Origin of the sequence: uncultured Pseudokineococcus sp., from assembly GCF_947495735.1 — a bacterium.
Classification (GTDB): Bacteria; Actinomycetota; Actinomycetes; order Actinomycetales; family Quadrisphaeraceae; genus Pseudokineococcus.
On the sequence record NZ_CANMAA010000028.1, the window covers coordinates 1 to 7,336 of the forward strand.

A 7,336-nucleotide genomic window follows, 5' to 3' on the forward strand; every position below is an offset into this window, starting at 1 on the left:
AGCGGGCGGGTGGCCCAGGCGGCGACCTCGGCGTCCAGGCCGGCGCAGATCCGCGAGACCTCCGACTTGGAGATCCCCGCCTCCACGCCCAGGGCCACCACGAGGTCGTCGACCTTGCGGGTGGACACCCCGTGGACGTAGGCCTCCATCACCACCGCGTGCAGCGCGACGTCGATCCGCCGCCGCGGGGCCAGCAGCGAGGGGAAGAACGACCCCGTGCGGGTCTTGGGGATCCGCACGTCCACGTCCCCGGCGGTGGTCGAGACGGTCTTGGGCCGCGAGCCGTTGCGCTGGGTCGTACGGGCCTCGGTCCGCTCGTGGCGGGCCGCGCCGATCACCGAGGTCGCCTCGGCCTCGATCAGGGCCTGCAGCATCGTAATGAGCATCGTGCGGACCATGTCGCCGGCGTCGGCGGCCTTCAACGCCTCGGTGAGCTCGAGCAGGGCAGACTGGTTCAGGGTCATCGCGTGAGTCCTTGTCTACGAGTTCCTTGGCGGGTACTCGCAGAGCCTCACGCGATGGCCCCTCACCGTCCGGGACCGACACCACCCCGGCTACGGGGCGGACCTACACCACGCCAGGGGACTCTCCCCTTCAGCGAGTTCCTACATCCGTCCCGGGGGGTGTGCACGGGACCGTCGAAGCACCGACCAGCGTCCCGGAGGGCGGGGGCGTCGGCGAGGACGGGTCACTGGGTCTTGCAGTGCCATCCGGTGCCGGCCGGCCGGCACGGCTGCGGCGGCTCGAGCGCGTCGGCGGCTGCTACGCCCGGCCGTCCCACACCGGGTCGTCGACTGAGGCTCTCAACCGAGGTCGTGCTCGGCCGTGAGGGCCGAGGCCAGCTCCTCGAGGAGCTCTCGTGAGGAAGAGGTGATGGAGAGCTCGTCCGATGAGGTGTCCAGCTCGAGCGGCAGGGCCCCGTCCCCTCGCTCTGCCAGCCACTGACGCACTGCCACGTCCAGCTCGTGCCCCGCAGCAGGGCGGCGCCTCACGTCTCCACGGCGACCGGTCACGACCAGGGTCCAGCCGTCGTCGTGGCCTGAGGGGGCCAGCAGCCCAACGGTCATCAGACGTGGCCGTCTGGTCCGCCGCGTCCTGCGAGACCTCGTGGCGCGGACTACCGCCAGCGCCTCCTCCATCGTCAGCACCGTCCCCCCGCGGGGTGCCGGCACGTCGATGACGTCGTAGGAGAAGACCGCCGTCGGCCCCTCGGTGGCTGACCCGATGCTGACGAAGCGGTACCGACCGTCAGCGGTGGACTCGAGCGAGCAACGGTCCCAACGGCGCCCGAGGCCGAAAGGCGCTGCCAGGTCGAGGTGGACGACACTCGTTCCCTCGACCGTCATGTCGACGACGGACGTGGCACCCGGCTCCGGGAGCTCCTTGCTGATCTGCGCGACGGCGTCGGTGTCGTCACCTCGAGCCCGGAAGGCGGCCTCCTCCATGGCGACCCACACGGTCCCGTCGCCCCAGCCGAGCTCACGCAGGTCGGCGTGCGGGCCGACGGCCGCGTAGATCCAGGGACCGGACAGGTAGGCCGTCCCACCGCGCACGACGAACCCGGAGCCCGGCTCGTCCGCGGTCGGGCGGTACCCCGCCCACTCCACGTCGCGCCCCACGCCTGCGTTTAGGTGCCACCCCGCGCCTGACGGACGCACGCTCCACCGGGCGGCACGGCTGAGCTCGTGCAGAGCGCTGGCGATCATGACCGAAGGCTCCGTCATGAGCCCGGCCTACCACCCGACCGAAGACCGAGAGCCTCGTCGCGCTGACGTCACCCGCCCGTCCCAGCAGCCGCCCGCCAGCCGGCGCGATCGCGGCCCCTCGGTGCTGGCGCCCGCCACCTCCACGTGGCCGTCCGACTCAGCACCGTCGTCCGGCCGGCGTCCCGCTGACGGACCTGCGGGCTGAGGGGGTCGTCGCATGGAGGAGACCGGGGTGAGCGGGGATCGGCGTGCCTCATGACCCGGTTCACCGTCGTGGAGAAGCTGGACGGTGGCTCCGGCCGGAGCCTGGACCAGGGCCCCGAAGCCGACGAGGAGTTCCGGTGGCTCGATGGCGAGGATCCCTCGCCAGGTGGGAGACCCCGAGCTCCCGTGCTGATCGACCGGCACGAGGTCGATGGCCGGCTCGCGCCGATCAGGCTTCCTCGCATCGACGCGGAAGCACCGGCTCCATGCGTCGGACGCTCGTCCAACCGGTCCAGCCGCGATCCTCCAAGAGCTCGAGGAGGCGTGCTGCGCACGGGAACGACTCGACGAAGACCGTGTCGAGCAACGCGCTGAGCTCCTCACTGACGACCGGCTCCTCCTCGGCCGCGTCAGCCGCGACGGCGGTGGCCACGGTCGATGCGGCCTCGAGGAAGTCCGCCACGCGGTCCGCGAGCGAGGGCAGACGCGGGTCGTCCGGTGAGCAGTCGGCGAGGTCGGCCATGGACAGGTAGTGGCGGCGCAGCGTCTCGTGCTCCAGCGTCGCGTGCTTGATCGCCATGAGGACCGGGATCTCGTCCGGCATCTGGGCCGCGATCAGGATCCAGCTGTCGCGCTCGATCTCGATGACCCGGTCCGGGAACCCGAGCTCGCGCATCCGCTCCAGGTAGGCGACGGCCTCGGCAGGCAGGGCCAGGCTGTCTCCCGCCGCGAGCCGCGCGATCTGCCGGCGGTGGTGCTGGCGTTCACGGATGTCCGCCCGCAGCCGGCGGTCGATCTCCGCGACCTCCGCCGCGAACTCCTCGCCCCCCGCGTCCAGCAGCTGGTGCACCCGCGACAACGGCACCCCACCCTCAGCCAGCATGCGGATCCGGATCAGGTCCACCACCGCGCCCGCGTCGTAGCGGCGGTAGCCGGAGTGGTCCCTGCAGGGCTCGGGCAGAAGGCCTATGGCGTGGTAGTGGCGCACCGCTCGGACCGTCACGCCCGCGTACCTCGCGAGCTGGCTGATCGTCAGCATCGGCTCACGTGGCCAGCTTCCGCGCCACGGCGCGGTTGAGCCTGCTCCCTCGCCGGTCCACCGGCGAGCCGAAGCCGTGCAGGTGCCGGTAGCAGAAGGCGGCGACGTCGTCGCCCGTGACGTCCAGCACCTGGGCGCGCCGGGATGCGCCAGCCTCGAAGTCGTCGAGGACCTCCTTGAGACAGGCGACGACGTCCGTGCCATCACCTCTGGTGAGTCGCCACATGTAGGACTTCATCGCGCCGTAGACGATGCGGTAGTCGCGGGGCAAGGCGTCTGCGCGGGCCTCCGTCGCTCTCCAGTCCTTCTTCGCACCGAGGATCGTGGTCAGAGTCGTGTTCACAGGATGCTCCTTCTCGTAGGCGGTGGTGGGGGGTTCGTGGTCAGGCGGTCGTGCGGCGGTAGGTGGCCATGGCCGCGACGTAGGCGACGAGCAGCAGGCCGAGGCACCAGGCGACGGCGAGCCAGCCGTCGCTGCCCACGGGCTGCTGGGCGAGCAGGTTGCGGATGGTGTCGACGATCACGGTGACCGGCTGGTTCTCGGCGAACCAGCGCACCGGCCCGGGCATCCCCGCGGTCGGCACGAAGGCCGAGCTGACGAACGGCAGGAAGATCAGTGGGTACGAGAACCCGCTGACCCCGTCCACGGACTTCGCCTTCAGGCCGGGGATGACCGCCAACCAGGTCAGCGCGAGGGTGAACAGCACCAGGATCCCGAGGACAGCGAGCCAGGCCAGCACGCCCGCGCCGGACCTGAACCCCATGGCCAGTGCCACGAGGACGACGAGCGTGAGTGAGACCAGGTTCGCCAGGACCGAGGTGGCCACGTGGCCCCAGAGCACGGCCTGACGGGCGATCGGCATCGACTGGAACCGTTCGAAGATCCCGCCCGAGACGTCCGTGAACAGCCGGAAGGCGGTGTAGGCGATGCCGGAGGCGATCGTGATGAGCAGGATGCCCGGCAGCAGGTAGTTGACGTAGTCGTCCTGGCCGACGTCGATGGCGGCACCGAAGACGTAGACGAACAGCAGGAGCATGGCGATGGGCGTGACCGCCGTGGTGATGATGGTGTCGGGGCTGCGGAGGACGTGGCGCAGCGACCGCTTGAGCATGGTCCTGGTCTCGCGGACGGTCGAGGTGGTCATGCCCGTGCCCGCCCCTCGTCCGAGCCGTCGTGGCCGATGACCGCGAGGAAGATCTCCTCGAGGCTCGGCCGCTTCTCGACGTACTCGACCCGCTTCGGGGGGAGCAGCTGTCTGAGCTCGGCGACGGTGCCGTCGGCGATGACGCGTCCGGCGTGGAGGATCGAGATCCGGTCGGCGAGGTGCTCGGCCTCGTCCAGGTACTGCGTGGTGAGCAGCACGGTGGTGCCCTGGCCGGCGAGCTCCTGGATGGTCCTCCAGACCTCGGTGCGCGACTGCGGGTCGAGTCCCGTCGTCGGCTCGTCGAGGAAGAGGACGGGCGGGTGGCCGGTCAGGCTCATCGCGATGTCCAGGCGGCGGCGCATCCCGCCGGAGTACGCGGCCACCCGCTGCCCTGCGGCGTCGGTCAGGCCGAAGCGGGCCAGCAGCTCGTCTGCGGTCCGACGCGGGTCCGGCAGGTGCCGCAGCTCGGCGACGAGCATGAGGTTCTCCCGCCCGGTGAGCACGTCGTCGACTGCGGCGAACTGCCCGGTGAGGCTGATGGCCCCCCGTACCTCGGCCGGGTGGGTGGCGACTTCGTACCCGGCCACGGCGGCGGTCCCGCCGTCGGCCTTGAGCAGGGTGGAGAGGATCCGCACCGCTGTGGTCTTGCCGGCGCCGTTGGAGCCGAGCAGGGCGTGGATGGTTCCGGGGGCGACACGGAGGTCGACACCCGCGAGCACGGCCTGATCGCCGTAGGACTTGGTGAGCCCCGTGATCTCGATGGCTGGTGTGGTGGTCATGGGCGCCACTGTCCGAGCCTGACCCTGCGTCAAGGTCAAGCCGGCACCTCGGGTGACCCCGGACGCGCCCACGTGGCTGCTCTCGCGACCGCCTGGCTGCCGGGAGGCGCTGCACCATCTGCGGGGCGATGTCGGTGAAGAGCTCGTGCACGACCGTCGCGCTGAGATCGTTCGCGCGCCACTGCTGAGCCTGGTGGCATCAACCGACCCATTCCGGCGTCGGCGCTGGTCAAGAGGTCGTCAGGACCCCGCTTCGCCACGCGCGCCCCAGCAGACCCGCCTGGGACCCGCCCTCGCCCGTGGCGGCTCGTCCATGCTCGTCCTGCTCGGGGTCGGCTGTGCACGGCGGATGGAGATCAGACCGGCGGGCCCGGACGACCTCGACGCGCTGCTCGCGTTCCCCCTCGACCGCGCCGTCGGCCCCCTCGAGCCGCAGCGGCTTCACGACGACCTCGAGGCAGGTCGGCCGCGCTGGCCCTGGACCTGGCTCGCCGTCGAGCACGGTGCTCGTCGGCCGCGCCCTGTGGTGGCCGGGCGAACCGCCCCGCGTCCCTGGCCCTCGACTGGCTGGACGTGCTCGAGACCGTGCCCGACCGCACGTGCGGATCGTCGGGCCGCGAAGGCCGTCGATGTGGCTCAGCCCCGGCCGCTACGACGTCCTCATGAGGACGCCTGGGCTGCCTAGCGTCTGACCTCGGGCCTGACCGGACCGGCGACGTGCGTCGCGGCGATCTCCGAGAACGCCTCGACCAGCGGGTTGCGGTCGCTGACCCTCCCCGCCAGGACGACGTCGCTGTCCGGGGCACCCTCCAGCGGGACGGTCGTGACCCCGGGGTGCAGAAGGGTGCGCCGGTCCCCGGCCGGCTGGATGCCGATGGCTCGCCCGCTGGCGACGAGCTCCAGCCTGTCCTCGTAGCTGCCGGGCGTCTCGTCGAGGTCCAGCGGTGCGCGCCCGAGCAGGCGGTAGGCCGTCCACCCGTCAGCCGGGAGCCCTTCGGCGACGGCGCAGGCGTAGGGCGTCTCGTCGGTCAGCTCTCCGACCGCCACGGACGCGCGCCCGGCCAGGGGGTGCCCCGTCGGGACCACGAGCAGGCGCGCTTCCTGGTAGAGCACCTTCGTCCACACCTCACCGGTCGGGAACGGAAGAGGCGTACGGGCCACCAGGAGGTCCACACGGCCGTCCTCGAAGGACGACAGCGCGCTGCACGTGAGGTGCCGGGTCTCGACCACCGCATCCGGTCGGCGCGCCCGCAGCTCCCGGACTGCGGTGGTGACGATGAGGTCGTCGACGTAGCCGATGGTGATGCGCCCCGGGGAGGAGTGGGCGCGAGCCGCCTGGGCGGCCCGGTGGGCTGACCTCAGCAGGGCTCTGGCCTCGGGCAGGAACGCCTTTCCGGCGTCGGTGAGGTGGTTGCCACGAGGAGTGCGCTCGAGCAGGCGCACGCCGAGGCGCTGCTCCAGGCGCTGGATCTGCCTGCTCAGCGACGGCTGCGCCAGGTGGAGCTCGTCGGCGGCCGCGGCGAAGCTGAGGTGCTCGGCCAGGACGGTGAAGTACCGCACCAGCCGGAGCTCCAGGTCCACGCCGAGGTCGTTCACGCCGCCAACCTACCCAGCCGTGCCCTTTCGGCATGACGTCGTGCTCAACAGGTCTTGGACGGACCCCGACGACCCGCGGTCAACTCCTCGGACCGCACGTCCCGGCGTCGACAGACCAGGAGCACGAGATGCTGACGAAGACCATGAAGGCCGTCCAGATCCACGAGTTCGGTGGCCCCGAGGTGCTGCGCTACGAAGAGGTGCCCGTACCCCGACCTCGGTCGGGCGAGGTGCTCGTCCGGGTGCACGCCGTCGGCCTCAACCCGCCGGACTGGTACCTGCGCGAAGGCATGACTGCGCTGCCCCCGGAGATGCGCCCCCAGCTGCCCTTCCCCTACGTCCTGGGCACCGACGTCTCCGGCGTGGTGGTGGCGGTCGCCGAGGGGGTGACCCGCTTCGCGGTCGGTGACGAGGTCTTCGGCATGCTGCGCTTCCCCCAGCCCGGGTCCGCGGCGTACGCCCAGTACGTCACCGCACCGGTGGACGAGCTGAGCCTGAAGCCCGCCGCCGTCAGCCACCAGCGGGCCGCCGCCGTGGCCATGTCCGGTCTGACCGCCTGGCAGTACCTCCTCGAGCAGGGGCACGACCACCCCAACCCGCTCCAGGCGCACCAGCACACGCCGGTCCCGATCACCCCCGAGACGACGGTGCTGGTCAACGGCGCCGCCGGCGGCGTCGGGCACCTCGCACTGCAGCTGGCGAAGTGGAGGGGAGCCCGAGTGATCGCGGTGGCCTCCGGCCGCCACGAGGACCTGCTGCGCGAGCTGGGGGCCGACGAGTTCATCGACTACTGTCTCGCCCCGGGTTCAGTGGAGGCTCTGAAGTGACGCTCTGATGGTAGCCGGAGCGGGGTGGTGCTGGTGGTGG

General features: G+C 71.5%; 7 protein-coding genes and 1 pseudogene. 1 reads left to right on the forward strand and 7 read right to left on the reverse strand.

What is annotated here, in order from left to right; genetic code table 11:
- The 7 genes from Q0848_RS18700 to Q0848_RS18730 form a co-directional block, all read right to left on the reverse strand.
- Positions 1–464, reverse strand: a 464-nt coding sequence (locus tag Q0848_RS18700) for a transposase (protein ID WP_299040330.1), incomplete at its 3' end; no start/stop codon positions are given.
- Between the two features lie 339 nt (positions 465–803).
- Complete coding sequence (locus Q0848_RS18705; RefSeq protein WP_299040332.1) at positions 804–1,619, reverse strand: hypothetical protein; 816 nt, start codon at positions 1,617–1,619, stop codon at positions 804–806.
- Between the two features lie 520 nt (positions 1,620–2,139).
- A complete protein-coding gene (locus Q0848_RS18710; RefSeq protein ID WP_299040333.1) occupies positions 2,140–2,949 on the reverse strand; it encodes a MerR family transcriptional regulator in 810 nt (269 codons plus the stop codon).
- A 4-nt stretch (positions 2,950–2,953) separates the two neighbouring features.
- Positions 2,954–3,292 (reverse strand): DUF1048 domain-containing protein, encoded by a 339-nt coding sequence (locus Q0848_RS18715; RefSeq protein ID WP_299040335.1) that lies wholly within the window; start codon positions 3,290–3,292, stop codon positions 2,954–2,956.
- A 40-nt stretch (positions 3,293–3,332) separates the two neighbouring features.
- Positions 3,333–4,094 (reverse strand): ABC transporter permease, encoded by a 762-nt coding sequence (locus Q0848_RS18720; RefSeq protein WP_299040336.1) that lies wholly within the window; start codon positions 4,092–4,094, stop codon positions 3,333–3,335.
- Entirely contained in the window at positions 4,091–4,873 is a 783-nt protein-coding gene (locus Q0848_RS18725) for an ABC transporter ATP-binding protein (protein WP_299040338.1), read from the reverse strand. The genes Q0848_RS18720 and Q0848_RS18725 overlap by 4 nt, the downstream gene beginning before the upstream one ends.
- Before the next feature lie 681 nt (positions 4,874–5,554).
- Positions 5,555–6,469, reverse strand: a complete 915-nt coding sequence (locus tag Q0848_RS18730; protein ID WP_299040340.1) for a LysR family transcriptional regulator — start codon at positions 6,467–6,469, stop codon at positions 5,555–5,557.
- Positions 6,470–6,597: 128 nt separating this feature from the next.
- Here Q0848_RS18730 and Q0848_RS18735 point away from each other — a divergent pair.
- Positions 6,598–7,260 (forward strand): annotated as a pseudogene (locus Q0848_RS18735) (NADP-dependent oxidoreductase); the annotation flags it as partial.
- Positions 7,261–7,336: the final 76 nt, after the last annotated feature.